This is a genomic window from Hominimerdicola intestinalis, from assembly GCF_054655215.1.
In genome coordinates, this window is record NZ_BAAHNZ010000002.1 from 40,443 (window position 1) to 64,385 (window position 23,943).

The window sequence follows — 23,943 nt, forward strand, 5'->3', positions numbered from 1 at the left end:
CCGCTCACTCCAATCCAAACTGTTTATTCACTTCCTTGTTAGGCCTCATTGAGCTGTCAATGATAGCTTTATATATATCTTCGGGGTTGTCATACAATTTGCTGTATTTTCTGTAGTAAAAATCAAAATCGTGTAACGGCTTATTTTCATCAAGCCATTTTCTTTTGACTTGATCTTTCATAAGCTCCCTCGCTTGATATTTGTACTCGTTTCTTAAAGAATGCGATTGCTTTGCTTGGTTTTCCAATGTTTGTTCAATATCAATATGCTCGCCAATTCTTTTATCGTGATAATCATACCACTTACGCACATCACGGTCAGACATCTTACCTTTCATCTCAATTATATCACTATAGTCTTTTTCCGTCAAGTCAACTTTGATCTCCCCGACCCCAATATTCCCCAGTCCGTCAGCTGTTACACGTTCTCTCTGCTGAGGCAGGTCCATAGCTTTTGAAAACCTTGTATACTCCTGAGATGTTCCGCGGTAACGGCACCTTGCATTTATTATATCGTCCTCGTCTGCTCCCGCTTCCTGTAAAAGCTTTATCTGTTGGCGCTGTGCCCGCATTGTGGTTTCAAGCTTTCGCTGACGCTGCAAAGCTTCATACTTGGTATACTGCTTGCCGTTATACTCGGTCGGCTTATTTTCAGCGGCATTCATTTTCTTAAGCTCCTCATCGGAGTAAGTCGGCTCAGATATTCCGGGGATAACAGGGTAATAATCATGATAACAATTTGCTCCGCAAAGTCCCGTGACAGTGCCCAGACCGCATACGCTGACAAGCTGTGCTTTGGTATACCATTTTCCCTGCCATACCTGATGAGACGGTCTTGCACCGCTGTGCCACGAAATTTCAAAGTAATCTGTATCAAGTTCCTTTGCGTTCTGCTCGTTGACCTTTGCCGTGAGCTGTGAAAGCCCCGTCATAATTGAGCGACGTGCAGCAACATCAACACGATTAGTCCAGCCTGTCGCATAGTCCACAGTACGCAAGCCACTGTTTGTCATTTCGGCAATAGTCTTTTTGATGACGGTGTTATAATCAAAAACACCTGTTGCAATGCCCATAACAGCATTGTCAATTGCTTTTTGATAGTATTCTGCTAAGGGCACAAAACCGAGATTTCCGCCGGGCTGCCGTACTGCAAAACCAAGCGACCGGGAAATGTTTTTTAACTCTCCCGCCGTCTGAGCAGATACGGCAGTCAAAAGCAACTGAAGTTCTGCATTATCGTCAATGGGTATCTGCTGCTTTCCTTTGTATTTGTACAGCTCCTCATCGTGCGAATAACCCTTTCTGATTATATCCTTATACAGGTGGTTTATTTCCGCCTTATCCAGTTTCAGGTATTCGGCTATGATTTTTTTAATCTCCCGCTTACTCATTCCCAATTGGTGCAGCCGATTAATCTGCCAGTCAGCCGCACGGGTAATTTCCGCATTGATCTTTATCCTACGGACTATATCCAGCATGATTTGAGTTTCAAGGGCTTTCATAGGCTCGTCTAAAACCATTGAAACGGCTTCTAACTCGTTAGGACTAAGCATTTATGTTACTCCCTATCTCCGTTTAGAATGGCTTTGTGTCCCTGCCGCAGGCTCTGATGACTTATTCGGCGTTACGAGCTTTACCTCGTCCAAGACATTTGCTATACTATCAAGGGTCATAGACTTAGCGGTTGCCTCGTCCTCACCATACCAACGCATACGGTACTCCCACAAGGGCATTACGCCCATAGCAACGTCCTGTCTGTCCTGATTCCGTTTGGTTTCATCGTCCGTAAGTACACTGTCCTCAAAATTGACCGAAAATTTATATCCACTCTGCGTAAGGCAATTGTAGAAGGCAAGCGCATAGCACAGATCGTCAAGACAGCTTCTCAAATTCTCTTGTATCGCTGTAACTGTATCATATTTACGCTGTTTAGACGATTTTACCTCAGTTGCGGTTTTGTCTACCGTCTGAGGGTCTGAAATATCTCCGTAAGACAACCCAACTGCAAATTCTATTTCACGTTTGTATTCTTCCAGTCCTGAGATAAAATCAGACTGCCGCAGCTGAGGAGAAAATTCTTTGAAAAGTTCATCCATATTTCCTGCGCTGCGGTATATACGGCTTATTTCCAAGCCTTTTTCCTTACCTGCGCTTTCAATTTCACGAAAAGCTGCGTCATCAAGATCTATCCTCCGCTCCCCGCTCTCAAATTCCCAGTCTAGTCTTCCGAACTGTATATCCGCAAGACGTATCAAGTCTTTGGCGGAATCAAAAACGGAAACGCCTGCAAAAGTTCCGTCGATCACATTATCAATAGGATTTGCATAATACCCGAATGCCGGACGATCCATTTCAGGATAATGTATTATCGGTGGAAGGGTCTCCCACCCGCATACTTCTGACAGTGGAATTTCTCTGCCCAAAGACAAGCCGTCCGATGATTCAAAGGCTCTATTTGTGATTGAAAGACCACTTTTATCAAGGCTGTGATATTCCAGTCTAATACGGTAATCATTATCGCCTATCTGCTTTACCTCGGGAAATATGACCTTTACAAGGCGTCCGTTAACATCATATTCAATCGGCAAAAACGCAGACTGGGGAAGATATTGAACCTTGTCCTTGCCGAGCGGCTTAATTATCATAGCCCCCGTAGCAAGACCCCTTTGCAGGTTTTTATTCAGATTTTTTGTAGCATTTTTGAATATACAGTCAAGCTGGGGGTTGGATACGGTAACCTCCATTTCATTTACGGATGTGTTGGAAAACTCCCTGACTATCGCCTGTTCGATTCGAAGTGAGCAAACTCCTGTTTTTTCATTTACCCACGAAGCCCGACCGCAGTACATATTATCCCACTCGTTAATAGCAAATGCCATACTTTCCGAAACTGCGACATTTATATCGCCATATGCCTTTTTTATTTCCTGCTTTGAAAACATCCGTCTTATCCACTCCTTTGCCGATCTTAATAAGTTCATTGCTTACTGACCCCGCCTTTTCCATATTCTCTCCGTGGCATAGCGAACGGCGTCGATAACATGGTCGTTGCCGTCGGGATACCCGCTTATCACATTTCCTTCTTTGTCTCTTTCATACTCATAATCAAGGAACTCCTGAGCCGCAATCGGGCAGCGCTTATTATCAATTATGATCTTATTTAGCGACTGAAGCCATTTATAGGAATACTCACGGCTTCCCGGGCCTTTTTCCGCACCTCGCGCAAGCAAACCATAGGCTTTGTAATCTCCAACCGATTTCTTTTCCGCACTATCACAGGTTATAAGGTCGTAAGAAGTGATCCCGAGTTCAAGCAGCTTTTTCGCCGTCATTTCGTTTGACTGTTTGTTGCAGGTGTATTCTTGCCAAATGTACAAAGTATGCTGTGCTGGAGCATACTGTACCCGTACAAACGCATACAGATCCGGATACCAGCCCCAGTCAACCCCGTTCATAACATTATCGTAGCGGTTAATTTCTTCGTCAGTTATTTCCCTGATCTCCACATTGTCAAATACATTTCCTCCTGTACCGTTTGCAGCTCCCAGATATTCATTTTCATAAGCCGCCGGATTGGTTTCCTTCAGGAATTCTGCGTCGTCCAAAAAAGATTTTCCAAGCCACTTTTTGGGTACCGACAGATAATTGCTTTCTGTCACAAGTCTGTCCGCTCGTGGGATCCTGATATATTTATTTGCCCAGTTCAGCGCCGACTTTGGAGGGTTAAACGACTTAAACTTATATGTAATATCCCCTCCTCTGATTACCGACTGCTCTATTTTTCTGACAGCTTCTTCGCCCTGAAACTGATCCAGTTCTTCAAACCACAAAATACCGATATATCCGTACGGCGGCTTGATCGACTTGATTTTGTTTGGATCGTCCGCACCTCGAAAATATATTTTCTGTCCGGTAGATATCCGTGTGATCTCCAGCGGCGATTTTGTAAACGCAAAATCATCATCAAGCATAAGCGCTGATATTGCCCACTGTATCTGCGAATAGACGGAATCCTTGATCGTGTTTCCTACGGCTCTGAGTACACAGGCGTGTATATTATCATGCTTAATCAGCAGGTCAACCACATTAAGACCAATAAATGATGATTTGGCAGATCCTCTGCCTCCCGGAAATACATATTCCGCATATTTATTTTCTTCTATATCAAAAAGCACCGGAGAAAACGCCGGCGCTATCATATTTGCCGGAATCCCTCCATATGCTTTGAGCTCAGATTTCGGCGGATCGTTTTTCAGTTTTTCAAGCTTTAGTTTATCACGTTGTATATTCAGATAAGCGTCATCCTGTATTATACCCCTCAGTTCATGGATAGCTTTTACATTTCCCTGTTTGGCCTGTTCCAGCAAAGCTGTGTTCACAATAAGCATATTATTCACAAAATCTTCGTCCAGGCCATTAAGATCAACTCCTTGATTAACAAGCAGATCGTAATCGGCGGCAGTATTTGCGGGAAGTGACAGCAAAAAATCCATCACCTGCTTCATTGTCTTTTTCCTGCGGCGCACTTCCCCCGATTTCTTTCCCCCCTTAGACGTTATTTCTCGGAGTTCACTCGGAGATCTCTCGGAATTTGGTATTAAGTTATGTTCATTAGGCAATCACCTCACCTCGCTTCGTATTTAAAATTAATATGGTTGCAGGACTGGGGGTCGAACCCGATCTCCGCATAAGGACTGCGGCGTGTTACTTTACACTATCCTGCTGTTTGCATAAAAAAGAACGCTCCGTGGAGCGTTCGGGGGGTATTATTTTAAAGATTTGCGTATTTCTTCAAGTTCGGATAACAGCTCGTTTTTAAATTCTTCTTCCTTTTGGTTTTCAATCGCAATCACCGACATATTATAACAGAACATTAAAACCAGATATATAAGAAATCTGATAAAATAAGAAAATGAAATGGCTGCTAATGCTATTGAAAACGACAATGAGATACTGTTGTCCATTTTTGAAAATGATAAATAAACTACTGTTATTAAATTGAAAATCAGTCCATTGCTTATGGCAGCTACAAACTTAACATCGTACTTCTTTCTGCTGATCTCAACAGTTAGTGATGTTCTTTGAGACGCTAAGATAGATATGACTGCGATATATATTCCGATGCACAATCCTATAAAATCAATCGTATTTGATTTAAGACTGCTGTCAAAGTGCTTGGAAAAACCCATCAGATTAATTTTAAAGTATTTGTCAGCTACATAGCAGACTGCCATAAAAAACACCGTAAAAACAGTGCTTGATATAACACTACGCATAAACCTCTTCCGGTAATCTGTCATTTTTTTCTCCTGTCCTTATTTCGATATTACCATCAGTTTTTTCTTTGCTGTTTTTAAAATCCCTCAGTCTCTTGTTTATAACTCTTCTGTTATGTTCAATGGCAATGTCAATACTGTCCAGCATTTCTCCTGCAAGTAAAGAACCCTTGCCCTCGTGAGGAAGCATTTCATTTAACTCTATATCTTTATTTTTCAATTTAGCCAATTGCACCTTTTCACTTCCGCCGCCTACAAAATTTAAGCTTACTTCCTTTACGACATCGCTCTTTAGATCAAATGACGATAAAAGATTTAGTGTATTTTCTACATTCATTGAATCCCTTCTGGAGTGCCCCAATCCAAGCTCAAGCTTAAATGTGCGGTTATCAATTTCTCCCTTTACTGCTTTTATTAACTCTAAAATCTGTTTGATTAATGAGCTTTCAGTATGTATGTTATCATTGTAGTATTTATTGATATTCGCATCAAGATTTAATATGATTGTAACTGACTTTACAAAGCGTGAGTTACGAATTACTTCTATTCCTGTTTCATAAAGAATAGGCTTTATAGAAAACATAAACTCTTCAGATTCAATAAAACTACTTAAGAATGCCGAAACGACCTTATTATTCGGCGCGCCTCTGTCACAAGTCATTGCCGCAATTCCTTCGTCAGCATTATAGTAAAACAAGTTAATATCGTACAGCTTCATATTTGCGGGAGTTATTTCTTTCGGATTAGAATCTAACGTTTGGTATGGCGTATTTTGCTTTAATGTGCCGAATGGTATAACAAACTCCTTGCTCGGGTTGTTATCAGAACGAATATATTTAAACATATATACGTTTTTTCCATATGCTTCACTTGGTACTTTAAGCTTATCCTCCAAAAATAAATTTTCTAAAGTGTTTAAAAAACTCATTACATTTAAGCTATTAGGTTCGCCCATTTGATTTACAAAAGATACAGTATAAAATTTCACTTTTTTATTCATTGGATTTATGCCCCCATCTAAAATATTATATACAAAATAATACCATAGAAAGAGTGATAAATCAACAGAACAAGACAAAAATAGCCTTTTTGCATAAATCTGAGATACTGCGTTTATGCAACATTTGAGATTTGCGACATTATGCGACATATATGCATAAACCAAACAATTAAGTATATGCTGTTTATTTACGAAAAAGACACCCTTCTCGGAGTGCCTTTCCCGCAAATAATTTAAGGAGGACTTCAAAGCGAAGTCAGTGGACGCCGCTCGGAGATCATGCGCTCGTCAGCGGCGGTACGGAGCCTTCGCCCCGTCCGGAACCAGTCCGCAATGGAAAAAAGCTTAAAGGCAATGTGGAACCTGTACACTTTCCTCAGTTTAAATTATAACACCGGAAATCCGCCATTTCCGCCATTTAAAAAATATTTTTGAAGTTTTCTCGTCGGCGTATGCTCTGAACAGTAGCCCAATCTGGTCGCAATACACTGCCAGCTCGGTCTGCGCTTGCCTCTTATGTATCTCAGGCTGACGATCGTGCGGATCTCGCTGTCTGATATGCCGCCCACGTACTCCTCAACAGCCGTGCGTAAACGCTCCAGTTCGCTCAATCTCACGAGAAGTGAAAGAGTATTACCGTCAGAAACATAACCCTCTATGCGCACGTTGTGAACGCTGTAGGGGTGCTTGCTCCCCGACTGTACCGTGTCGCCTGCATACCGTGCGTCAAGCTGCGGCTTGATGTCTGCGATCTCAGCGCAAACGCTGCGGTACGATTCAAGGTCGTTCTGAGTTATCTGCATTGTCTTCTCCTTTCAGGATCGCTCTGATCAGTTCTAAGATTTCAAGCATTTTTTGATCTCCAAATCTTGAAAGCTTCTTCTGCTGATTCTTTGCATAAAAATACAGTATCACTTTTACCTCCTTTAAAAAAATTTTTGTCACCGTCCATTCGTGCGCCGCAATTTCCGCAGAATTTTGTCTTGTTCAAAACTGCACCGCACTCGGAACACCGAAAGCCAAAGTGCAAATTACCGTGCTCATCGATATCACTTGGCGCTCTGTAAGAAACCATTTTGTCGCTCCACTTGCCATGCCTAACTTCTGCAACATCGGCAGATGGCTGAGCTAATATAATATCAGCAATGCAGCTTTCATCGCCAAGAATTCCCGATATACCTTTTTCGTGAATCGGCATACAACTTGCGGACAACTCGTTGATTAAATCGTCAACATTTATGTATTTTTGCATTATTTTAACGCTCCTTGTTTTATATCTTCATCCGCTCATTTAGGGCGGAGATTTTTTATCATATGAGTCCTATTTCTCCGTCAACCCGCACAAAACTCTGTCAAGCTTCCGGCAGATTTCGCAGCCGCTGTTCTTAATCTCCTGCGAATACTTTGCAACCGCCGCCTGACGATGTGAAACTGATTTATACATATCGTGATAAAATGTGTTTTCTATATAAGCGGCGATAAGTTTGTTTTTTTCTGCCTTTGCATCCGAAGCCGCAATTTTTTCGGATCTATAATCACGGTAAAGAATACGCAGGCTCATATAAAGCAGCTGCTCCGGCTGAGAAAGTCCGTCGGGAAGAGGCATAAGCTTTGCTGCTTCTGCGTTAAGCTCCTCTGCCCTGCAAAGAGCTTCATTCCTGTTAAACATCGTATTCGCCCCTCAAGTAGCTCACAATCAACTCCGAAGCCTGCAGCCAGCCGTAGCAGACCGATGAAAAGTAACCCTGTCCGTTAAGCTCCGTGCGCCACCAGAGCTGATTATCAGATGTTTTTCCGTTTTCAGCCTTAAGCTCAATAAACAGACCGTGATATCTTCCTGACGGAACAGGCAGAAATAAGTCCGGCACTCCCGATTTAACTCCCATAAGCTTTAAGCGTTTGCCCTCCTGTGCAGAACAGTGCCGCTCGTTAGCAATGTGAAACAGCAGTTTAAGCTGAGGAAATTCACGTCTGATATCCGCCTGCTGCGTCCACTTTATAAGCTGCATTTGCTCTCTGTCCTCTGATCTTGCCATAGATTAACCTCCCATTATCCTGTTTAGTATCTGACTGGCTTCAAACTTCGTAAGACTCTCAAGGTCTATGTCCGAGCTTTTCAGATATTTTTTTCCTCTGCGTTTAATAAGCTTCTTCTGACTTTCTGAAGCCGGTGCCTTTCCCCATCTGCCGCAAAGCCTTAGATCCCAGAGCATTTTACTCTCCGACTCACGATCGCATAGAAGAGTATACGCCTCATCCAGAGCCTGCTGCATATTCATTCTGCGTCCGTTAAACACCGTCTGCCCCAGACTGTCGGGACAGCAGATAATAAGTTTTCTGCCTCTTCCCAAGCTGCATTTGAGCGACCCGTCAGGCATCTTGAACCAGTTGACGTCATGGGTAACATACTGCTGTTCCTGCGCCCACAGGTCTACGATGCGAACGTTTTTTATCCAGCTTTCAGGGCAGTCTGACAATGAAAGCGCTTTCTCAGGCAGTTCAAAAAGCATACCCTCCATTTTGTCCTGAGATTTTTTCGGCAGCTCCGATATGTCAATGCCCAGCAGACTGGGAGCAGTGCATAAGCTTGCTTTTCCGGTCACCCCTACGCAGTCGATAAGAGTAAGCTTGTCCTTGCCCGGATACAGCCTTAACCCTCTGCCAACCATCTGAGTGTATAAAGCATCCGATTTTGTAGGTCTTGCGATAATAACCGTTTCTACCAGCGGAATATCTGTCCCCTCGGTAAATACCATACAGTTTACAAGACAGGGTATTTCACGGTTTGTGAACCTCTGGATAATATCTGCTCTGTTAGATGTCTGTCCTGTAACTGCAACTGCTCCGGGAATACGTTTTGCGATCTCATTGCACTGCTCCACCGATACGGCAAAGATCAACGTTGCGCCCTGTGCCTGTTCCCTGTAAGCCTGCGCTATGGCATCAGCGGTGCCGTCCATAGCCTTTTCAAGCTCGCCGGGAGCGTAATCTCCCATTCGGGTCCTTACCGCCGATAAGTCGTATCCTATATCAACCCTCTTGCAGAGAATGTCACATAAATAACCGTGATTTATGCCCCATTTAAGGTCACGCTGAAAAATGATATCGTCAAATACATCATTAAGCCTTGCGCTGTCAGCTCTGTTTGGAGTTGCAGTAAACCCAAGAAGCATTCGCGGAGCAAAGTGATCAATCACCCTCTTATATGTATTTGCCGCCGCATGATGAGCCTCGTCTACGATGATCATATCAAAGTCGTCAGATCTGAAGCTGTCAAGCCGCCGGACAATGGACTGCACCGAAGCGGATACCACCTCCTCCGTACCAGACGATCTCTCGGCTGCCATTTCTACTCCTGCCGAGCAGTCAAAATATTTAAGCGGCTGTTTGACAAGCTCTTCTCTATGTGATAAAATAAGCATACGACCGTAACGGGGTATGTTCGCAAAGGTAACGGTTTTGCCAAGACCTGTAGCCATCTGGATCAGATAACGTCCGCCCCCCGCAGCTGTTATCTTGTCTATACACTCCCGCTGATAATCTCTGAGGACTATATCCATTTCAGTTTCCAACCCCCTTGTTGATAACGTCATTTACGATCTCCATTACAGTTTTCATGTCCGAATAGGAAAGCGTAACTGCGGTTGTATTATCAGTCAGAAGCTTTATTACTCTTTGGCTCAGTTTCATTATTTCTGCAAGCCTGTAAGGCGGAATAAACTCAAGTCCTCTCTCTTTGGCAATCCTCATTTCATCTTGTAAGTTCATATATACTCCTTAAATTATGAATATTTTATTACGCCGTGGGACGTGCGGGACAGCGTGGGACGTATGTCCCACTTAAAAACTATACGCATTTACGCCATTTGGAAGGCATTGTGGGAATGTGGGACATTTTCGCACATTTTCCCTATAGAAAAAATCTATATATCAATAACCATATTTTATAATGTAATATATTGTAAATTAGCATTCTCTCTAATATGTATATAAAACATATATATAGGGGGGAATTTTGTCCCACAGTCCCACACAACCCGCAAACAGCGTATTTACGCATTTTGCACGTGGGACGAAAGTCCCTCAAAAGCCTTACTTTTGTCCCTCACAGCAATAGTGAGCTGTCCTTACCCCGCTTATCATAGTATTCCGTCTGGATATCCGGAAGCTTCAAAACAATGCATTCTACATTGACGCCGTTGATCCTCTTACCTCGAGTATTATTACGCCCTCTTACCAGAATTTTATTGTTTGATTTCAGCCAGCTGAGCAAAGCCCTTTGATTAAAACCCTGTTTTTCGGTGATCTCGTCAAATTTTGATCGGATAATATATGCATGATCGTCCTGTATGACGCCGAAAACCTCAGAGTTGTTTTCCTCACCTGTCTTAAACCTATTGCTGTTTGCAGCAACCCAGTCACAGACATATTGATAACCTCGTTCGCCTGCCGAAACAGATCTCTTCGTCTGCAAAAACCGAGACATCTCCTCGACAGTAGTCACAAGACCGCTCTTAAAGATTGCAGCATCGGCAACGTAATCGGCAGTTAATATCAATGCCGCCGCCATTGCCTGCTTTTCGGTAGTGTCCGACTGGCAAAGCATTTTAAAATACTCAGAATATATCTCCTTTATTGATTTCATTGTGTCGTCAAATTGAATTTTTCTTACAAAATCACGCCCTGCGTAACCGTAATTCTGCTTAACGACCGCTGAAATCTCCATACCGTTTTTTATTACAACATTGTTTGCTCCGCATTCAACGTCTATAACTCTGTTGACAGCTCCCGCACCGGCTGAATTGCCTACGATAGGGCTTTCGCCGGTTGTCAGAATAGTATTTCTCCATGTGGGTGTACGCTCGATACCGCCTGTTTTAGTACCTCTTGTACGCCCCGTACCCTGCGCAAGCTGATATACGTCAAACCGGCTTTTGCCGTGCGAATCCTTTGAAAGCTGAAGCTCGTCTATAAGAAACGGCAGGCTGTTTAAAAACGCCGCTGTTTTTTCATGCCCTACCTGAGTGCTGTTAAAGGTCTGTATGTATTCGCCCATTTCGGGATTGCCCCACACGGAAGCTGCCAGCATCAGTGCAACTGTCTTACCCGTTCCGCTGTCAACGCCCCAAAGATGTACAAAAAACGGCAGACATCCAAGAGGCTGAACCAATGCGCTTGCAAACGACGCCGCAAGAAAAATTCTCGCTGTCAGGCTTTCTTTTCTGCAGCTGTTGGCGGTTGCAAGCCATTTTTCGTAGCTGCCTTTTTGGGCAATTGCCTTGAAAATGTGCGAATAATTCTGCTCTCCGTCAAATGTCAGTCCATCAACGTACGGTGAAAATCCCTCCGAACCGATATAGCCCAGTCTGCCGACGGACTTTTTGAGCGGGATAACATTGCGATTAAGCGCTTCAACTTCTTGGAAGTATCCTACAAGCTCCTTTGCAGTTTCGGAGGACACGTCAACGCCGCATTTTACAAGCTGAGAAATATTTCTGCTGTTGTAAAGTATCTCTTTGGATACGACCTTTTCCTGCCACTCTCCTCTGGAGCGGTAAGCGATATTAAGCTTTTCTTCTCCCGTGTCAATGTTCTGCAGACACTCAAATGGTATGATCGGGTGATGACAGATTACGTGGTAACTGCCGAAGCCGTCTATTGTATATACGCCCCCGTCATCAACATTGTATTTACCCGCCTCCAGCTGCATATACGGGCCTGTGAAAGCAGTGGGATTATTGATAATAACTCCGCAGCCACGCTGCATTTCTTTCATTTTGACAAAATTCTTATACAGTCCTTTAAAAGCCTTTACACCCGCATTTGCCGCCTGAACCGACATCTGCTCTATTTTGAGATTGTGCATAAAAGGATCGTCCTTGTAGGCGTAGACCTCCTCATATGGCTTGTCTGTAGTAAGGAAGTCCTGCTGAGTATAATTTGTTATTATCTCCGCATCAGCGGCTTCGATATTATTTTGGCTGTCAGAACGGTATTCCATCTTCAGTTAGATCCTCCACAAAATCGTTCGGGGGCAGAGCTCCCGATATAGTCTGAGGCGCAGACATACCGGCAGCGGGCTGGACAAAAACTCCCTCACAATTAAGGTGCAAGTCGATTTTGGTTTCGCCGTTTTTGTTTTGATACTCCTGCCGCTCGACCTTGCCCACGCACAAAACAACGTCAGATTTCTTAAGTCCCATAGCAGCTCTTGCAACGGAATGCCAGCACTGACAGTTTACCCAGACCGCTTCATTCTTTTCGCCTTGTATCTTTGGCGGACGCTCGCCTACCTTGACCGAGAATTTAGTAAGGGAGGAGTTATTCTGCCCGACTTGTTTGTATTCTGCGTCCTTTGGAAGAACTCCACTTATTATGACCGAGCCGTCAGGTAATTTAGATTGCATTATCAACCACTCCTATATCTCTATAATCAACAATTTCTGTAAGTATTTTTGTATTCTTGCACCAGTCGCACTTTTCACAGCGTACAGGCTTCTCATTACCGGCTTTCAATGCTTGATAACGCAGCGCCATTGCTTTTACCAGTGTAAGACATTCATTAAGTCTTTCCTGCGGAATGCTCATAACACAAATATCTGTAGCACTTTCCTTTGTCGCCGCTGCAATAAAGAACGGCAGTTGTTTTCCTGTGTTCTGACGGACGATTTCCTGATATATTGCACCCTGAATGTCATAGTGCCAAGACTCAACGAAAGGCTCTTTACGGTGTAATTCCGCATTCCATATAGGCTGAAAATCCTTCATACATTTAAGGTCTACAATAGCTTTGTCTTTATGGTAGCTGTCAATCTTTATTTTGAACGGTACCTTTGCAATTTCGCCTGTCATAATGACCTGCTTATCACCCGACATATATTTCGCGAAGAGCGGATCACGCTCGCAGCGCTGAATGATTTCCTCTGCCTTTGAGTAATCAGCCTTCAGGTTGCCGTCCTTTCTGAAAATTTCAGGGTGCTGAGCCTTGAAAACATCAAGAGTACCCTCATAATGAGCATCAACGTATGAGCCCACCAGAAGAGCTGTGCTATCAGGACGCCTATAATCTCCTGCAAGTTCTGCGAGAGCCTTGTCCTCACATTCATAGAAGCTTTTCCATTGTGAGCAGGACATATATTCCATGTCTGCCTGCGTTGTAAAATAGTTTTCGTTTGTTAGGATCATAAGTAGTGTACCTCCAGCCAGTTATCATCCGTAGTTCGTGTGGCGATAAACTGCAATCCCTTGTCCCTGCACTTCTTATACAGAGCGTTCCTGTTCTTCTCAGAAAGCTTTTCTGCGCCGTCAATAAGAATGATCTGTAAGCTGTTTGGATTGCTCAGGGCAACGTCAACGCAAAGCTGGAGCTGTTCTCCCTCTGAAAGGTTTGAAACAGGAAGTCCATTGATTAGCGGGATTCCATTTTTAACTGTAAGCCCCTCAACCGGAATTGTTGCGTTTTTAAGGATTTCTCCCGGAAGGTTTCTCGCAAGTTCAATTTTCTCTGTAAGTCTTTCGGAATATGCAGTAAGCTTTTTTATTTCGCCCTGCATTGCTTTCATACGGTAGTATTCGTTGAGATGCTTTTTCATCTTCTCAGCCTCTTGAACCTCCTCCTGCATTGGAGCAACATCAACGGGAGAACTGCCGATGTACTTGTCAGCAGCCTTAATATTACTGTCAAGCTTTGCAACCTTTTCTTTGTATTCGCTTTCAATAACCGCAGACCTATCAGCGACTCTTCCTGTAAGACACTCAAGCTTGTCCTCTGCCGCCTTGATCTCTGCTTTTTTACGCTCAATTTCGGACAGAAGAGTTTCACGTTCTGATGAAATTGCGCTTTTCATATTTGACACAGCTATTTCCATTTCCGCCTTATAGCCACGAATTTTATTATCGTAACTGTCCTTGAAAAGCTTTGCACGCTCAATTCTGTTGTTGATCTCCTGAGCTTCCGTAATTGCGGTATATGCAGCGGACAGATCGTATTCTTCCCATACCTCAGCCGTGAAATTTGCAGGAATATCCTTTGCGATGTCCTCGACAAAAGCAGTTTTGTTGCGGATCTCACGGTTAATATCCTGTCTGAGCTGAAAGTATTCACCACGCTCCGATTGAATGTCATTAAGTACCTGCAGAATGTTCTGAGAATAGTCAACGCCCTGCGGAATTTCTCCGAACTGATTCTTTATCCAGTTCAGATCCCAGTCAAATTCTATAAGATCAAGAATAATTCTGTTCTGCTCCTGCTTTGTCATCTGCGTAAACTTAACGGGATCAAGCTGCAGCGGCGTAAACAGCTCGCGCAGGACACTCTCCGGCGCAGAGACAGGCTTGCCGTCCTGTCTGATGTTCTTATAATCTGCCTGGCTCGAACGTTTTTTGCGGTCAATGCTCAATCCTGTATCGGTCTCCAGAATAATTTCGCCCTCTGTCTCGCCGCTGTGGATAACGAAATCTCTGTTGCTCTCATTTGTGAGGGCATATTTTATTGCGTCAATAATTGAGGTCTTGCCCGCTCCGTTTGTGCCTGTGATCTCTACAGAACGTCCGTCAAGCTCAGTTTCTTTTATGCCGTATAGGTTTTTGATCTGTATTCTTGTAGTTTTCATTTTCAGCTCCTTAAATTATAAAACGTCCTGTGTTGTTCTTTTATGCGTCTCGCTGTCATCTGCCTCATCATCTACCTGTATACCCATAAGTATTTCAGGGCAATAGACTCTGGCAAAAAATGCGGCCGCTCTGTAAGCAAGCATTTGTTCGGGCATATTGCGCCATTTGGGATTATTTATCCAACCCTCAGCTTTCGCCATAGCGATTGTAACGGTTGACCCCTCCAACACATCGCCGTCATCGTCAGTGGCTTTGATGTAACAGCCTCGCTCATCGCTACCCTTTTCGCCTACATATATCGTTTTAACATTTTTGAACTTGTTCTGGATAAATGACTTGCAGGCCTGTCCGCTCCAGGAAGGCTTACCCTTGACAACATAAAGGTTCTGCATAACCATCATCGGAGAGACTCCCATTCTGTTCGCCATATCAATAGCGATTGCGGTATCTTCGACCTTGCCCTGATAGTTCTGAGGTATAATGCTGGATTGGCAGAATGTCTTTGCCACCTTGTAGCATTCTCGAAAGCTGTCTATAAAGTTTCCGTCTGACGAAATTGTCATTGGCGTATGCTCCTGCTCAGCGACGAGAGCAGCGGTTACCTCTGTGATATCATTCATTTCTGGTCCTCCTTAAATGCTTTTATTAGTCGCTATACGGTCAATTAACATTATTATCGGCATTGGATCCACCTCATTGGGAATTGAGTTTGCCAGCGCATTGCATATCATCATACGCTCGTCTGCCGTAAGTGATATTGTTTTATCGCCTTTTATGTTCAAGCCTTTTTCGTATATGCTTTTAGCCATTATCTTCGTCCTCCTCTAATCCAAAATGTATTCTATCCACTGCATACCTTAGCGTTACCGCATACCTCAGCGTTACCGCATACCTCAGCGCTGCCGCATACCCAAGCGCTGCCGCATACCCAAGCGTTGCCGAATACCTTAGCGTCATCGCATACTTTAGCATTGTCGGATACCTCAGCGTTACCGCATACCTTAGCATTGTCGGATACCTCAGCGTTACCGAATACCCAAGCTTTGCCGCATACCTCAGCGTTACCGCATACCCAAGCTTTACCGCATACCTTAGCGTTACCGCATACCTTAGCGTTACCGCATACCCAAGCGTTGCCGAATACCTTAGCGTCATCGCATACTTTAGCATTGTCGAATACCCAAGCTTTGCCGTCATGGCTTAGATTACTCTCTTTTTCGACAAAGCCGCCTAATTCTCCTGACTTAACACTGCCGAAATCAGTCAACGCTCTTATCCTTGATAGTTTGTGGCCGCATATCTCCACAGTCTCATTTGTCAACTCGTACTTTTTCATTTTTCGTCTCCTTATTACATAAGTCCGCCACTCAGATACATTGCTCCAGTTACAACGCAGACTATCATCATTACGCTTACGATACCAAACAGCCCTGCCACGAGAGCTTGTCCGGCACGCTTCCTTAGCCTGTTCAGCTTCTTTACACGTTCCGCTTTTTTTCGTTCCTCTCGTCTGCGCTGTATGTACAGTATCTGCGCTACGCATACATCCGGGTCTATTGGCGTGTTATTCGGGATCATGGGGTTTCACCTCGATTTCTTTTCAGAGCGGCGCCTGCGATCCTGACCGCCGTTCTTTCAAATTCCTCCCTGCGCTGACGCAGCTCTTCCTCCGTGCAATCCTTATATGCGTCGTCACGAAAGCGTACAAGCACTTTGTACGGCTTCCCGCTTGATGAGTAATAGATCCTTTCCGTTGCCGAGATTACCATGCAGCCACCTCCTTATTAAATAATTGTATGAAACTTGAAAATTGTCCTATGCTCAGACGAGCTCACGGCACGACAGCACAAACTCACCGCTCGACCGATAAACTCCGCTGATAGCTTCGGCTAGGGACTTTGCTCTTACCGTTGTTGTCCTTTCACGGCCGTAGCTGCTGCCGATCTCGATTATGTAGGTTTTCATTTTGTACCTCCTTATATAATTTAATGCGCACTATCACAGACTAAATCGGGAAAGAAATCTAAATAACTTCCGAGCGTAAAATTTTTGGAGAGGGTGAAGTATTGCAGTACTTTGCCCTCTTATCTTTTGAACAGCTCCTCAACGTGTAAATCTGGAAAAAACTTCGCTCACAGAAACCTGGCAACAACTGGACTAAAAAATAAATAGTCCGAATATAGAGCCATTGTTACAGCAGTGGTTCTATATTTTTATTCGCTTTTTTGAAAAGCAAAGACATTTGCCGAAAATGTTTATCTGTAACCACGATTCAACATAAGTTTTGTCGTTTTCACGATACTTTGTTATATAGTGGTGCATTCCCTCCCCCTCCTTTCGCGGGCTGAAATTGTACTACCCTTGATTTTTACTTTCATTTTTCTATGCTCCTTTCCTATGCAGTTTTAGAAATGCCGAGAATATCATCGGGAGACATGTTGAATAGCTCAGATATTTTTATGAGATAGCTCATAGGAAAATCGCCAGTGTCTTCCCAACGGTAAAAACGAGACCGCGAAATTTTTAGCTTATCGCAAAACTCTTGAAGTGTCCAGCCTCGTCTGCTTACCTCTGCACGAATATTATTGAAAACATCCATCTTTTCACCTTCTTTTTGCGTTTTTTGAACATTTCGTTCCCTGCAATTATTATTATACGCTCAATTTGTTCCGACGTCAAGTCATAAGTTGCACAAAATGTTCAATGTAATATTGTGTTATTTGTACATATTGTTCCGATAAAGTTGCAAAAGGTGTTGACATTGGGCACGATTTGTACTATAATAGTTGCAAAGGCGGTGATAAAATTATGGAAGCAACAGTAGGCGAACGTTTAAAAAGGGTTAGAATGCAAAAAGGAATAAAAATAGGCGAAATTGCAAAGGAACTTGGAATATCTGAAAGAGCATATAGAAACTATGAAAACAATGAGCGTGATTTAAGTACAATGACACTCCTGAAAATATGTTTATATCTAGACATATCATCTGAGTACATATTAGGAATTAGTGAACAAACAAAAGGACCCTCCCCCATCATAGATGGGAAAAGAGCCCTTGAGTTAAAGTTGGAATCGCTTAGTACCGATAGTTTACGTGAACTAGACAGATTTATGGATTATCTTTTGTGGAAGGAGGAACAGTGACAATAGACTTCTTCTTTTGTCTTTTCCTCTCTAATTGTTCAAACTTATCAATGATACTTTTGATTAATTCCCTGCGTTTTTCTTCTTCACTCATTATGTAACAATCCTTTCTTTTTCTTTGAACGCTTGTTCTACTACTTATATTATAGAACAAGCGTTCAGATTTGTCAAGGGATTAGAACAAATTTTCTTTTAAATATTTCAAAATTTCTCCCCCTCTATAAGTATTAACACAAGAACTTATCAAAAAGTGCAAGCTTGTCCAATATAATGGACAGGAATTTAAAAAATTATGAGTTCCGACAAATTACAACAAAAAAATTTAGCTAATGTGACGACAGTTGAAATATGGGGATCAGTAGCTCCGTTTTCAATATTATTCAACGTGCTTTTGCTGATTCCTGTGGCTTTCGCCAACTGTCTTAGCGTAAGGCCCGCTTTTACCCTATGCTCTTTTAACTTTATTTCGTACATAATGACACCTCCGGTATTATTATATGAGGTATATATTAAATCATTACGACATATTAAGACAATAACAAGATATTATATTGAAAATTCTGAAAATGTGTTGTATAATGGTAATATAAATTTATTGTGGTAGGTGCTATAATGACTTACCGGCTGTAAAAGTCTCCCTCTGCACAGAGGGAGAGGATTGAAATATGAATAATTTGTAATGGGAGAATAATATTATGGAGTTATTCCGCAAAAGTGCTTATGATGTCATTTCTGCTAATTATGCAATTATAGGACCAGGCCGTCATAAGCTTGCACAAAAAGTCATCAACAAATATAAGGATTCAAGCAAACCACTTGACTTATTAGGAGTTGCATATGCTTATATGTGGGAGGGTGCTTCATATCGCAAATTATCAATAGAATACTTTGAAAAATATATTGAAAGTGGTTTCAGACTTAATACAGAGCATACATCAATTAATACTTGGACTATTTATTCAGATATGGCAACACTATATGAAAAAGAGTATGAATTTGATAAGGCAATTATTTGTTTACAGAAATGCATAAAAATTGACGGTAAAACAAATCCGTCTGATTACACAAGAATAGGCGATATTTATGTTAAAATCAGCGTTGATAAAGCCGAAGAATATTATTTATCATTACTAAATAACCCAAGACTTTTTATGCATAAAAGAGCTTTTGCATATTCTTTTGATGATGTACTTGAAAAGAAAAGAAGAGGATATGTATACAGACCAAGAAAAAAGAAATAAAGCAAACAGATTTATATATAATTATTAGGAGGAATAAAAAAATAAAAAAATTATTAGCAACAATTATGGCAATTACAACAGAGTAATATCTGCAATGCTTGTTATGGTATTTGTCACCTGATGGCTGTACGGAAATGACCAAGGATCAAGCCGAACAGTCAGGATACGAAGCTTGTAAAGTCTGCGGCGGATAAATAAAAAACGCCGTCCGAGCTTTGCTGGTGCTCGGACGGCAATAAATTATGCAATTAAAACCACTGCAAAGGAGGTCAAAAAATGCCCTACTGCATATATCTGAGAAAATCCCGAAAAGACATGGAGTTGGAGCAATACGGTGACGGTGAAACGCTTGCGCGCCACAAACGCACTCTCCTCGAGCTTGCCCGTAAGCAGAATCTTACTATAGGCGAAATCTACGAGGAGATCGTCAGCGGTGAAAGTATCGAAGCCAGACCTCAAATGCAGAAGCTCCTGCGTGACGTCGAAAATAATCTGTGGGACGGAGTGCTTGTTATGGAGCTTGAGCGTCTTGCAAGGGGCGACACAAAGGATCAGGGCACCGTCGCCCAAACCTTTAAGCTTACCAATACGCTTATAATAACGCCTCAGAAAACCTACAACCCGCTGAACGAGTTTGACGAGGAGTATTTTGAGTTTGGTCTGTTTATGTCCCGCCGGGAGTATAAAACTATTAACCGCCGGCTTCAGGCAGGACGGCTTGCAAGTATCAAGGAGGGCAATTATATAGGTTCGCTCCCCCCATTCGGCTACGATAAGGTACGCCTGACAGACGCAAAGGGGTACACTCTTGCAGAAAACGGTGAATCTGACTACGTCCGCATGATCTACGATCTCTATGTAAACAAAAATATGACCCCGGGCAAAATTGCCGATTATCTGACATCTATCGGTGTTCAGCCTAAAAAGGGCGGTAAATTTACCATGCACAGCGTAAGGGATATATTACGAAATCCGATCTACATTGGTAAAGTCCGTTGGAATTGGCGTCCGAATAAAAAATCAGTACAGGACGGCAGGATCATTGTTACCCGTCCTCGCAGCACGAGTGAGAGCACAGTTTTGATCAAGGGTAAACATCAAGCTATCATCAGTGAGGAGATTTTCAATGCGGCTCAGAAAAAGCACGGAAGCAACCCCAGAACGCAGATAAAGCATGAACTGAAGAACCCGTTTGCTCACCTTATGTACTGTCGTGAATGCGGCAAAGCTATGGTATACAGGACCTATGCAAACAGCGAGCCGCGTATTATATGTGCGAATAAATACTGCGAAATATCCTCTTCTCCCTTTGAGGTAATAGAGAAGTCAGTTATCGACAGCTTGACTGAAAAGTTAGGCGAGCTTGAAATTGCAGCCGCTCAGCCTGAACAGTCTAGTGCCGAATTTAAGACGTATCGGTCTGCTGTGAAAAAAATTGAGCAGGAACTGGAACAGGCCAATGCACAGCAGAATAAGCTTTACGACCTGCTCGAGCAGGGTATTTATACGCAGGAAATATTTTTGGAAAGACAGAAAGCTTTGGAACAGCGCAGAAAAGATTTACAAAACAAGCTTGTCGCCGCAAGAGAGAACGCTCCGCAGCCAATCAACTATGAAGAACGTATAACAAAAGTCCGTCAGGTCCTCGAACTGTACCCAACTCTTGACGTAAAGGAGCAGAACACGCTGCTTAGAAGCGTAATAAAGCGTATAACCTATTACCGCCCCAAGTCGGATAGGTATCACCAAAACCTCGCAGAGATCGATATTGAGCTTGTATTTTAAAGCGATGAAGTTATGTATATCATTGAGGAGCTAATTCTTCTGTTCCTACATCTGTCAATATAGCCTGAACTTCTCTGCACGGCGCTGCATAACGCTGATTAAGATACCTTAATGAAGCTCCCAATTCGCCGTCCGGGCCGCCAAGCTGACTGATAATTACCTTTGCAAGCGCAGGATTAGGGTTCTTGATGTTAACCGGATATTCCAGTTTCTTTTCATACTGCCACATTAACTTTCACCCCTTTCCCAGGGAAACGGCGTACTTACCCATTCCCATCTCTTCGGGTTGTTCGACGCACCTGCTGTCAGAGGACCGAACTTCTCCTCATATTCCCTGACGACTTTCTCATACTCAGCCTTGTGCTGCTCAAAATACTCAAGACCATTGCGGCAAGTCGGATGACTGTCCAAATATAGGTTAGCCTCGACTAAGGCAAAGGTAGCAGCCTGTACCTTTCTCATTAAACGCTGCTTTTCAGACATTGCCACGCCTTACCGCCTCCTCTCCGATAAACGGTTTATCAAGCGACGGAAAAACCGTACCTCTCGATAAGCCTGCGTCAGAGTCATACGGCTTTTCCCAGCTCTGGAAAGGCACATATGCCATTGCTACAGGCGTATCCGGAGGAAACGCACCCTGCGGCATGGGACAGTTTTTACCCATGCAGGGTTTTGAGTCCTCTGCGTCAAGGATTTTTCCAAGCAGTCCGCTCTCCATAAAATCCATTATTAAATCACTCCTGTTACTTGTTCTGTATCACAATGCGTAACACTTTATTATATGTCCGAAACAAGTATCCGGTTACTTCTGATACCGGAATAAAACAGAATAAATTAAGAGCCGGAGATAATTCTTCGGCTCTTAATTTATTTAAAGAAATTCTTTTACATCGGTTACAAGCTTCTGCTCCGACTTTATCAGATCTTTTGTTATTTCGGTAACCTCTTCATCTGCCCCGGTGTATTGGTTTAGGTATCTGTTAAGTGATTTTACGCCCATATTACAGCCGTCGGTCAGCAGATCGGCAATCGTACTGTCAGAGTTTTCAACTGCCAGCTTAAAGTTGGTTTTCATCCATGACATACTCTTAGCAACAGGGTGCGGTTCCTTTGTGCTTTGTCCGTACTGATTAAGAAGCTTATGAGTTTTATCGCCCAGCCGCTTATGTGTTTCCCTACATTCTGTCATTACTTTTTTAAGCTTTTCATTCTTTACAGAGGGAAGCATTTCGTTTAATGACTCAACCCCCATCTGTATTCCCGAATTACATTCTGTCAGAAGCTTTGTTGTATCATTTTCAGCCATTTAAAAGCATCTCCTTTCATATGTAATTATACCCGTTTTTAAAATATATACTCTTATAAATAATAAACTGCACCGTATTAAACAGTGCAGTTTTATTACAAGGAATATTTTTGTTCTTTAATTTTAAATTTTATTTTTAACTATTCTTCTTTTTTATAGCAGCTATTCCTGCAATGCTGAGAATAACAGCTGCGGACAATCCGCCGGCTACTCCTGTATTAGGAACTGAATCAGACGGCTTTGAACCTGCGGAAGACGCGCTCTTTGAAGAAGCTGCTGACGAAACAGCTGTACTTGCGCTCACATCGGATTTTGAAGACGTATCCGCTGTTGATGAAGTATTTGTATCTGCGCTTGACAAATCAGCTTCAGATGAAGTTACTGCTTCAGATGAAACATCAGAACTGCTGATCTCACTGCTTGTTTCAGAGGATACCTCCGATGAGGTTTCTGATGATACATCAGAAGACGAGGAATCACCGCCGGGTGCAGCAAGCGTAAGCTTTGTATATGTCACGCCGTAGCCGCTTAACATCATACCGTTAGCTTTCAGCGTAGCTACGTCATCTTCGGTAAGTTTAAATGAAAATGTCATATCTCCTGCCGCTAGCTCCACACATTGATAAGCATTTAAAGGAGAAGGTCCGCTGAGAGGAGGCCAGCCGTCGGCAGCGCTCATTATCTTAAGCTGCCAATAATATTCTGAGCTGTTTTCCGTAAAATCCAAGGTAACCGTATCACCCGCTTTTGCGTCTGCAAAATTATCAGCTGCAAGTCCCTTAGAAGAACCCCATGATGTGCCGACATCAAAATTACCTAAATCAATCTCTTTATATACAGTCAGGTCAGAGGGATCAGTTTCTGATGACGATACATCCGCAGATGAAGATTCCGCTTCTGACGAAGACTCAGCTTCAGAGGACGACTCTGCAGGCGCTTTCTCTAAAGGAGTAAGAACTTCAACTTTAATTTCATTATTTAATACGAGGTTACCCAATTTGGAACTTCCGGCAGTAGCAAAAGCTAAAGCTACAACATCATCACGAGCAGATTCACCGTTAACACCTGTCTTATCGTTATGAGTAACATCACTTAGAAATTCCCCTAAATCAAAGGTTTCTGTAACCTCCGCTTCAGGAATACCGGTTGTTTTTATAAGTTTGGTTTTTCTTGCAACATCACTTTGGTCGGTCTTATTTAAGCAAATTGCTTTAATATTAACTCCATTGTTAATTACATCACTGCCGTTTTTAAATGTAACTCGTATTTTTTCACCGTTCTTTCCGTTACAGAAGGGATATTCTGAAATATCATACCTTAATTGATATGCTGTTCCGTAACCCCCAAGAGCGCCGTTAAAAACTTCCCTCTCATATATTGTTTCGTCAGCGGATCCTATAATACTGCCGCCTACAACTCCACCAACTGCAATAAAACCCGCCATTGCCGACGCCAGCAGCCGTTTTAATTTCATAATGTCATCTACCTCCAAAATAATTTTTCTCAGTTAGAACGAATGTTATTCCTCAGTAAATATAATAGCATTTTATTACATTAATTTCAAGTAGTTTCTTGCAAA

The 23,943-nt window shown here is 42.7% G+C and carries 30 protein-coding genes and 1 pseudogene; 3 read left to right on the top strand and 28 right to left on the bottom strand.

Annotation, left to right across the window (positions count from 1 at the left end; translation table 11 throughout):
• Positions 1-4: 4 nt before the first annotated feature.
• The 22 genes from ACYQ0H_RS02545 to ACYQ0H_RS02650 all read right to left on the bottom strand — a co-directional run bounded on the left by ACYQ0H_RS02545 (position 5) and on the right by ACYQ0H_RS02650 (position 17,487).
• On the bottom strand, positions 5-1,552 hold the full coding sequence (locus tag ACYQ0H_RS02545; RefSeq protein ID WP_459811275.1) for a phage minor capsid protein: 1,548 nt from the start codon (positions 1,550-1,552) through the stop codon (positions 5-7).
• A gap of 12 nt (positions 1,553-1,564) precedes the next feature.
• Positions 1,565-2,980, bottom strand: a complete 1,416-nt coding sequence (locus ACYQ0H_RS02550) for a hypothetical protein (protein WP_459811276.1) — start codon at positions 2,978-2,980, stop codon at positions 1,565-1,567.
• A gap of 3 nt (positions 2,981-2,983) precedes the next feature.
• A complete protein-coding gene (locus tag ACYQ0H_RS02555; RefSeq protein ID WP_459811277.1) occupies positions 2,984-4,504 on the bottom strand; it encodes a PBSX family phage terminase large subunit in 1,521 nt (506 codons plus the stop codon).
• A 261-nt stretch (positions 4,505-4,765) separates the two neighbouring features.
• Complete coding sequence (locus ACYQ0H_RS02560) at positions 4,766-5,275, bottom strand: hypothetical protein (RefSeq protein WP_459811278.1); 510 nt, start codon at positions 5,273-5,275, stop codon at positions 4,766-4,768.
• Positions 5,268-6,275 (bottom strand): DUF6731 family protein, encoded by a 1,008-nt coding sequence (locus ACYQ0H_RS02565; protein ID WP_459811279.1) that lies wholly within the window; start codon positions 6,273-6,275, stop codon positions 5,268-5,270. The genes ACYQ0H_RS02560 and ACYQ0H_RS02565 overlap by 8 nt, the downstream gene beginning before the upstream one ends.
• 386 nt (positions 6,276-6,661) lie before the next feature.
• A complete protein-coding gene (locus tag ACYQ0H_RS02570; RefSeq protein WP_459811280.1) occupies positions 6,662-7,078 on the bottom strand; it encodes a hypothetical protein in 417 nt (138 codons plus the stop codon).
• Between the two features lie 41 nt (positions 7,079-7,119).
• The gene (locus ACYQ0H_RS02575) at positions 7,120-7,527 is read right to left on the bottom strand and encodes a hypothetical protein (protein ID WP_459811281.1); all 408 of its coding nucleotides are present in this window, start codon (positions 7,525-7,527) and stop codon (positions 7,120-7,122) included.
• A gap of 69 nt (positions 7,528-7,596) precedes the next feature.
• On the bottom strand, positions 7,597-7,944 hold the full coding sequence (locus ACYQ0H_RS02580; protein WP_459811282.1) for a hypothetical protein: 348 nt from the start codon (positions 7,942-7,944) through the stop codon (positions 7,597-7,599).
• Positions 7,937-8,311 (bottom strand): VRR-NUC domain-containing protein, encoded by a 375-nt coding sequence (locus tag ACYQ0H_RS02585; protein WP_459811283.1) that lies wholly within the window; start codon positions 8,309-8,311, stop codon positions 7,937-7,939. Before ACYQ0H_RS02585 ends, ACYQ0H_RS02580 begins: the two co-directional genes overlap by 8 nt.
• A gap of 3 nt (positions 8,312-8,314) precedes the next feature.
• Entirely contained in the window at positions 8,315-9,868 is a 1,554-nt protein-coding gene (locus ACYQ0H_RS02590; RefSeq protein WP_459811284.1) for a DEAD/DEAH box helicase, read from the bottom strand.
• On the bottom strand, positions 9,837-10,043 hold the full coding sequence (locus ACYQ0H_RS02595) for a hypothetical protein (RefSeq protein ID WP_459811285.1): 207 nt from the start codon (positions 10,041-10,043) through the stop codon (positions 9,837-9,839). The genes ACYQ0H_RS02590 and ACYQ0H_RS02595 overlap by 32 nt, the downstream gene beginning before the upstream one ends.
• 337 nt (positions 10,044-10,380) lie before the next feature.
• Complete coding sequence (locus tag ACYQ0H_RS02600) at positions 10,381-12,276, bottom strand: DUF927 domain-containing protein (RefSeq protein WP_459811286.1); 1,896 nt, start codon at positions 12,274-12,276, stop codon at positions 10,381-10,383.
• The gene (locus ACYQ0H_RS02605) at positions 12,260-12,682 is read right to left on the bottom strand and encodes a single-stranded DNA-binding protein (protein WP_459811287.1); all 423 of its coding nucleotides are present in this window, start codon (positions 12,680-12,682) and stop codon (positions 12,260-12,262) included. The genes ACYQ0H_RS02600 and ACYQ0H_RS02605 overlap by 17 nt, the downstream gene beginning before the upstream one ends.
• Positions 12,672-13,460, bottom strand: a complete 789-nt coding sequence (locus ACYQ0H_RS02610; RefSeq protein WP_459811288.1) for a PD-(D/E)XK nuclease-like domain-containing protein — start codon at positions 13,458-13,460, stop codon at positions 12,672-12,674. Before ACYQ0H_RS02610 ends, ACYQ0H_RS02605 begins: the two co-directional genes overlap by 11 nt.
• Positions 13,457-14,887 carry an AAA family ATPase gene (locus tag ACYQ0H_RS02615; RefSeq protein WP_459811289.1) on the bottom strand — a complete coding sequence of 477 codons (1,431 nt, stop codon included), beginning with the start codon at positions 14,885-14,887 and terminating at the stop codon, positions 13,457-13,459. The genes ACYQ0H_RS02610 and ACYQ0H_RS02615 overlap by 4 nt, the downstream gene beginning before the upstream one ends.
• A 15-nt stretch (positions 14,888-14,902) precedes the next feature.
• Positions 14,903-15,508, bottom strand: a complete 606-nt coding sequence (locus tag ACYQ0H_RS02620) for a hypothetical protein (RefSeq protein ID WP_459811290.1) — start codon at positions 15,506-15,508, stop codon at positions 14,903-14,905.
• Between the two features lie 12 nt (positions 15,509-15,520).
• Positions 15,521-15,697, bottom strand: a complete 177-nt coding sequence (locus ACYQ0H_RS02625) for a hypothetical protein (RefSeq protein ID WP_459811291.1) — start codon at positions 15,695-15,697, stop codon at positions 15,521-15,523.
• Between the two features lie 32 nt (positions 15,698-15,729).
• Positions 15,730-16,224 carry a hypothetical protein gene (locus ACYQ0H_RS02630; protein ID WP_459811292.1) on the bottom strand — a complete coding sequence of 165 codons (495 nt, stop codon included), beginning with the start codon at positions 16,222-16,224 and terminating at the stop codon, positions 15,730-15,732.
• Positions 16,225-16,238: 14 nt separating this feature from the next.
• A complete protein-coding gene (locus ACYQ0H_RS02635) occupies positions 16,239-16,466 on the bottom strand; it encodes a hypothetical protein (protein WP_459811293.1) in 228 nt (75 codons plus the stop codon).
• Complete coding sequence (locus tag ACYQ0H_RS02640) at positions 16,463-16,657, bottom strand: hypothetical protein (protein ID WP_459811295.1); 195 nt, start codon at positions 16,655-16,657, stop codon at positions 16,463-16,465. Before ACYQ0H_RS02640 ends, ACYQ0H_RS02635 begins: the two co-directional genes overlap by 4 nt.
• Before the next feature lie 52 nt (positions 16,658-16,709).
• Positions 16,710-16,853, bottom strand: a complete 144-nt coding sequence (locus ACYQ0H_RS02645) for a hypothetical protein (protein WP_459811296.1) — start codon at positions 16,851-16,853, stop codon at positions 16,710-16,712.
• 430 nt (positions 16,854-17,283) lie between these two features.
• Positions 17,284-17,487 (bottom strand): helix-turn-helix domain-containing protein, encoded by a 204-nt coding sequence (locus ACYQ0H_RS02650; RefSeq protein WP_459811297.1) that lies wholly within the window; start codon positions 17,485-17,487, stop codon positions 17,284-17,286.
• A 209-nt stretch (positions 17,488-17,696) separates the two neighbouring features.
• Between ACYQ0H_RS02650 and ACYQ0H_RS02655 the strand changes: the two genes are divergently transcribed.
• Positions 17,697-18,032: a helix-turn-helix transcriptional regulator gene (locus ACYQ0H_RS02655; protein WP_459811298.1), complete on the top strand. Its 336-nt coding sequence runs from the start codon at positions 17,697-17,699 to the stop codon at positions 18,030-18,032.
• 282 nt (positions 18,033-18,314) lie between these two features.
• Here ACYQ0H_RS02655 and ACYQ0H_RS02660 read toward each other — a convergent pair whose 3' ends face one another.
• A complete protein-coding gene (locus ACYQ0H_RS02660; RefSeq protein ID WP_459811299.1) occupies positions 18,315-18,506 on the bottom strand; it encodes a helix-turn-helix domain-containing protein in 192 nt (63 codons plus the stop codon).
• Between the two features lie 221 nt (positions 18,507-18,727).
• Between ACYQ0H_RS02660 and ACYQ0H_RS02665 the strand changes: the two genes are divergently transcribed.
• Both ACYQ0H_RS02665 and ACYQ0H_RS02670 read left to right on the top strand, forming a co-directional pair.
• Positions 18,728-19,273, top strand: a complete 546-nt coding sequence (locus ACYQ0H_RS02665; RefSeq protein ID WP_459811300.1) for a tetratricopeptide repeat protein — start codon at positions 18,728-18,730, stop codon at positions 19,271-19,273.
• Positions 19,274-19,549: 276 nt separating this feature from the next.
• Positions 19,550-21,058, top strand: coding sequence for a recombinase family protein (locus tag ACYQ0H_RS02670; protein WP_459811301.1), 1,509 nt, complete (start codon positions 19,550-19,552; stop codon positions 21,056-21,058).
• A gap of 28 nt (positions 21,059-21,086) precedes the next feature.
• Here the strand turns inward: ACYQ0H_RS02670 and ACYQ0H_RS02675 are convergent.
• The 5 genes and pseudogenes from ACYQ0H_RS02675 to ACYQ0H_RS02695 form a co-directional block, all read right to left on the bottom strand.
• Positions 21,087-21,287 (bottom strand): annotated as a pseudogene (locus ACYQ0H_RS02675) (manganese catalase family protein); the annotation flags it as partial.
• Positions 21,287-21,541, bottom strand: coding sequence for a spore coat protein CotJB (locus ACYQ0H_RS02680; protein ID WP_459811580.1), 255 nt, complete (start codon positions 21,539-21,541; stop codon positions 21,287-21,289). The pseudogene ACYQ0H_RS02675 and the gene ACYQ0H_RS02680, both read right to left, overlap by 1 nt.
• Entirely contained in the window at positions 21,534-21,785 is a 252-nt protein-coding gene (locus ACYQ0H_RS02685) for a spore coat associated protein CotJA (protein WP_459811302.1), read from the bottom strand. The genes ACYQ0H_RS02680 and ACYQ0H_RS02685 overlap by 8 nt, the downstream gene beginning before the upstream one ends.
• A gap of 144 nt (positions 21,786-21,929) precedes the next feature.
• Positions 21,930-22,364 (bottom strand): hypothetical protein, encoded by a 435-nt coding sequence (locus ACYQ0H_RS02690; protein WP_459811303.1) that lies wholly within the window; start codon positions 22,362-22,364, stop codon positions 21,930-21,932.
• Between the two features lie 136 nt (positions 22,365-22,500).
• Entirely contained in the window at positions 22,501-23,838 is a 1,338-nt protein-coding gene (locus tag ACYQ0H_RS02695; protein ID WP_459811304.1) for a hypothetical protein, read from the bottom strand.
• Between the last annotated feature and the right edge of the window lie 105 nt (positions 23,839-23,943).

Coding starts and splice junctions, on each gene's coding strand:
- ACYQ0H_RS02590 (WP_459811284.1), bottom strand. CDS start 9,868: ATGACGTTATCAACAAGGGGGTTGGAAACTGAAATGGATATAGTCCTC.
- ACYQ0H_RS02660 (WP_459811299.1), bottom strand. CDS start 18,506: ATGTACGAAATAAAGTTAAAAGAGCATAGGGTAAAAGCGGGCCTTACG.
- ACYQ0H_RS02620 (WP_459811290.1), bottom strand. CDS start 15,508: ATGAATGATATCACAGAGGTAACCGCTGCTCTCGTCGCTGAGCAGGAG.
- ACYQ0H_RS02580 (WP_459811282.1), bottom strand. CDS start 7,944: ATGTTTAACAGGAATGAAGCTCTTTGCAGGGCAGAGGAGCTTAACGCA.
- ACYQ0H_RS02560 (WP_459811278.1), bottom strand. CDS start 5,275: ATGCGTAGTGTTATATCAAGCACTGTTTTTACGGTGTTTTTTATGGCA.
- ACYQ0H_RS02600 (WP_459811286.1), bottom strand. CDS start 12,276: ATGGAATACCGTTCTGACAGCCAAAATAATATCGAAGCCGCTGATGCG.
- ACYQ0H_RS02550 (WP_459811276.1), bottom strand. CDS start 2,980: ATGAACTTATTAAGATCGGCAAAGGAGTGGATAAGACGGATGTTTTCA.
- ACYQ0H_RS02545 (WP_459811275.1), bottom strand. CDS start 1,552: ATGCTTAGTCCTAACGAGTTAGAAGCCGTTTCAATGGTTTTAGACGAG.
- ACYQ0H_RS02685 (WP_459811302.1), bottom strand. CDS start 21,785: ATGGATTTTATGGAGAGCGGACTGCTTGGAAAAATCCTTGACGCAGAG.
- ACYQ0H_RS02665 (WP_459811300.1), top strand. CDS start 18,728: ATGGAGTTATTCCGCAAAAGTGCTTATGATGTCATTTCTGCTAATTAT.
- ACYQ0H_RS02615 (WP_459811289.1), bottom strand. CDS start 14,887: ATGAAAACTACAAGAATACAGATCAAAAACCTATACGGCATAAAAGAA.
- ACYQ0H_RS02610 (WP_459811288.1), bottom strand. CDS start 13,460: ATGATCCTAACAAACGAAAACTATTTTACAACGCAGGCAGACATGGAA.
- ACYQ0H_RS02575 (WP_459811281.1), bottom strand. CDS start 7,527: ATGCAAAAATACATAAATGTTGACGATTTAATCAACGAGTTGTCCGCA.
- ACYQ0H_RS02645 (WP_459811296.1), bottom strand. CDS start 16,853: ATGAAAACCTACATAATCGAGATCGGCAGCAGCTACGGCCGTGAAAGG.
- ACYQ0H_RS02625 (WP_459811291.1), bottom strand. CDS start 15,697: ATGGCTAAAAGCATATACGAAAAAGGCTTGAACATAAAAGGCGATAAA.
- ACYQ0H_RS02605 (WP_459811287.1), bottom strand. CDS start 12,682: ATGCAATCTAAATTACCTGACGGCTCGGTCATAATAAGTGGAGTTCTT.
- ACYQ0H_RS02585 (WP_459811283.1), bottom strand. CDS start 8,311: ATGGCAAGATCAGAGGACAGAGAGCAAATGCAGCTTATAAAGTGGACG.
- ACYQ0H_RS02650 (WP_459811297.1), bottom strand. CDS start 17,487: ATGGATGTTTTCAATAATATTCGTGCAGAGGTAAGCAGACGAGGCTGG.
- ACYQ0H_RS02555 (WP_459811277.1), bottom strand. CDS start 4,504: ATGAAGCAGGTGATGGATTTTTTGCTGTCACTTCCCGCAAATACTGCC.
- ACYQ0H_RS02695 (WP_459811304.1), bottom strand. CDS start 23,838: ATGAAATTAAAACGGCTGCTGGCGTCGGCAATGGCGGGTTTTATTGCA.
- ACYQ0H_RS02680 (WP_459811580.1), bottom strand. CDS start 21,541: ATGTCTGAAAAGCAGCGTTTAATGAGAAAGGTACAGGCTGCTACCTTT.
- ACYQ0H_RS02565 (WP_459811279.1), bottom strand. CDS start 6,275: ATGAATAAAAAAGTGAAATTTTATACTGTATCTTTTGTAAATCAAATG.
- ACYQ0H_RS02655 (WP_459811298.1), top strand. CDS start 17,697: ATGGAAGCAACAGTAGGCGAACGTTTAAAAAGGGTTAGAATGCAAAAA.
- ACYQ0H_RS02670 (WP_459811301.1), top strand. CDS start 19,550: ATGCCCTACTGCATATATCTGAGAAAATCCCGAAAAGACATGGAGTTG.
- ACYQ0H_RS02595 (WP_459811285.1), bottom strand. CDS start 10,043: ATGAACTTACAAGATGAAATGAGGATTGCCAAAGAGAGAGGACTTGAG.
- ACYQ0H_RS02635 (WP_459811293.1), bottom strand. CDS start 16,466: ATGATCCCGAATAACACGCCAATAGACCCGGATGTATGCGTAGCGCAG.
- ACYQ0H_RS02570 (WP_459811280.1), bottom strand. CDS start 7,078: ATGCAGATAACTCAGAACGACCTTGAATCGTACCGCAGCGTTTGCGCT.
- ACYQ0H_RS02640 (WP_459811295.1), bottom strand. CDS start 16,657: ATGGTAATCTCGGCAACGGAAAGGATCTATTACTCATCAAGCGGGAAG.
- ACYQ0H_RS02630 (WP_459811292.1), bottom strand. CDS start 16,224: ATGAAAAAGTACGAGTTGACAAATGAGACTGTGGAGATATGCGGCCAC.
- ACYQ0H_RS02690 (WP_459811303.1), bottom strand. CDS start 22,364: ATGGCTGAAAATGATACAACAAAGCTTCTGACAGAATGTAATTCGGGA.